This is a genomic window from Falsiroseomonas oryzae (assembly GCF_027856955.1).
GTDB lineage: Bacteria > Pseudomonadota > Alphaproteobacteria > Acetobacterales > Acetobacteraceae > Falsiroseomonas > Falsiroseomonas oryzae.
Window position 1 is genome coordinate 1 of the sequence record NZ_JAPSMD010000651.1, and the last position, 2,221, is coordinate 2,221.

Sequence of the window (2,221 nt, forward strand, 5' to 3'; positions counted from 1 at the left end):
CCCCCGCGGCGCGCACCGCCTCCGCGGCGCGCCCCTCCGGCACCGCGGCGGGCGCCGCGGCGCGCCCGGCGGGGGGCTTCGGATCGTCGCAGGCCGCGAGCAACGCCGCTGCGGCCGCGAGGCTACGCCATGCGCGCACGCCGTTTCGTCTCCCCATCCGGATGGGCCGACCCGGATGGCCGGGCGCCCAGCGGGCGCGCCTACCTGCCGCAACCGATCCATCCATGCAACATGCGTGGGCACATGCGCGGCTGCGCAGGGCGAGCCGCCGACCGGGTCAGCCGCCCTTGCCGAACAGCCGCTTCAGCTTCGCCCAGAATCCCTCGCCCCGGGCGGCGATGCGCTGGTGGCTCACATGCGGGCGGCGGGATGGCGGGGGCAGGGCGCTGGCCACCGTGTGCCGGCCGGAATCGCCGGCCTCGATCAGCCGCTGCTCCAGCATCACCACCTGCGCCACCACCTCCGGCGGCGCGGTACGGGCCAGGCCGTCGGCCGTGGCCGCCGCGTCGTCCCAGGCCTCGGCACGGCGCAGCGCATCCACCACGCGCACGGTCTGCTCCGCATCCAGCGGCGGCCCGCCGCGCCACAGCGCCACCGCATCCAGCCGCCAGGACCGCGCCAGTTCCGGGCGGCCCAGGTCGTCCGCCACCCAGGCCGCCTGCAGCGTCGCCTCGGCCGAGGCGTGCAGCGCGCCGGTCTCCTCCAGCACCAGGGCCCAGGCCAGGAAGCGCCGGCCGAGCGGCGGGATGGAGGTGTCGGCCAGCAGGGCCCGGAAGGGCGCGGCACGCACCGCCTCGGCTGCCGCCGGGTGCGCCCGGCTGATGTCCGGCGCGCAGTAGCCGCAGCCCGGGCATTGCTGCAGCCAGCGCGCCATGGTGGAGCGCACCGGCTCGCCCGGCCGCAGGTCGAGATCCGGCGGCTGTTCCGGCGGGCTCGGGCGGAAGGGCGGTTGCCGGCTCTCGGTGCCGCAGACGCCGCAGCGGATGGTGCCGGCGGCCGCGGACCGGGACCCGGGCGAGGGGATCTCGGCCATCGGCATCAGACTAGGCAGCTTCGCGGCCCGGGCGAAGGGGGAAGCGTGCGAAACCGCATGCGCGGTGGCGGAACGTGTTCGGCCGTGGCCGCAAGCCCCCCGATTGCCCGGCAAGCGCGGGCAGCAGGCGGCCAGCCCGTTGCCGTCCGGGCCGCGCCGCCGCTAAACCTCCGGCATGCCGCGTGGCGACCTCTTTCCGGACATCGCCCCCTACGAGACCGGCCTGCTGCCGCTCTCGGGCGGGCACGTCATGTACTGGGAGCAGGTGGGCAACCCGCGCGGCCAGCCCGTGCTGTTCCTGCATGGCGGGCCGGGCGCCGGCGCCGGCGCCATCCATCGCCGCTTCTTCGACCCCGGCCATTGGCGCGTCGTGATCTTCGACCAGCGCGGCGCCGGGCGGTCCCGCCCGCTGGGCGAGCTGCGGGACAACACCACGCCGCACCTCGTCTCCGATATCGAGGTGCTGCGCCGCTTCCTCGGCATCGAGAAGTGGCTCCTGTTCGGCGGCTCCTGGGGCTCCACCCTCGCGCTGGCCTATGCGCAGGCGCATCCGGACCGCGTCGCCGGCTGCGTGCTGCGCGGCGTCTTCCTCGGCCGCCAGGCGGAGGTCGAGTGGTTCCTGTATGGCCTCCGACGCGTCTTCCCCGATGCCTGGGCGCAATTCGCCGAGCATGTCCCGCCGGCGGAGCGCGGCGACCTGCTCTCCGCCTACCTCAAGCGGCTCTGCGATCCGGACCCGCTGGTGCACGGCCCCGCGGCGCGCGCCTGGAGCCTCTACGAGGGCTCCTGCTCCACCCTGCTGCCCAGCCCGGAGACGGTGGCGAGCTTCGCGCAGGACCGCAGCGCGCTCGGCCTCGCGCGGATCGAGGCGCACTACTTCGCGCATGACCTGTTCCTGCCGGACGGTGGACTGCTCGGCCAGATGGACCGCATCGCGCACATCCCGGCGGAGATCGTGCAGGGGCGCTACGACATGGTCTGCCCGCCCGACACCGCCTTCGACCTGGCCGCCGCCTGGCCGCGCGCGCGGCTGACCATCGTGCCGGATGCCGGCCACTCCGCCCTCGAGCCGGGCGTGCGCACCGCGCTGGTCAGCGCGGTGGAGCGGTTCCGCCGGCGCGGCTGACCGCGGCGTACTGCCGCCCGGCGCCCGGCGCGTCACCCGCGGTACTGCACCACCAGCCGGTC

General features: G+C 76.0%; 2 protein-coding genes. One reads left to right on the forward strand and one right to left on the reverse strand.

The window, feature by feature from the left end:
- Positions 1 to 277: 277 nt before the first annotated feature.
- On the reverse strand, positions 278 to 1,033 hold the full coding sequence (locus OZN99_RS30130) for a hypothetical protein (RefSeq protein WP_270938897.1): 756 nt from the start codon (positions 1,031 to 1,033) through the stop codon (positions 278 to 280).
- A gap of 175 nt (positions 1,034 to 1,208) precedes the next feature.
- Here OZN99_RS30130 and pip point away from each other — a divergent pair, with 175 nt between their 5' ends.
- On the forward strand, positions 1,209 to 2,159 hold the full coding sequence (gene pip, locus OZN99_RS30135; protein WP_270938898.1) for a prolyl aminopeptidase: 951 nt from the start codon (positions 1,209 to 1,211) through the stop codon (positions 2,157 to 2,159).
- Positions 2,160 to 2,221 lie beyond the last annotated feature (62 nt).

Bases quoted from the DNA above. Each gene is read 5' to 3' on its own strand.
- OZN99_RS30130 (WP_270938897.1), bottom strand. From the start codon at position 1,033: ATGGCCGAGATCCCCTCGCCCGGGTCCCGGTCCGCGGCCGCCGGCACC.
- pip (WP_270938898.1), top strand. From the start codon at position 1,209: ATGCCGCGTGGCGACCTCTTTCCGGACATCGCCCCCTACGAGACCGGC.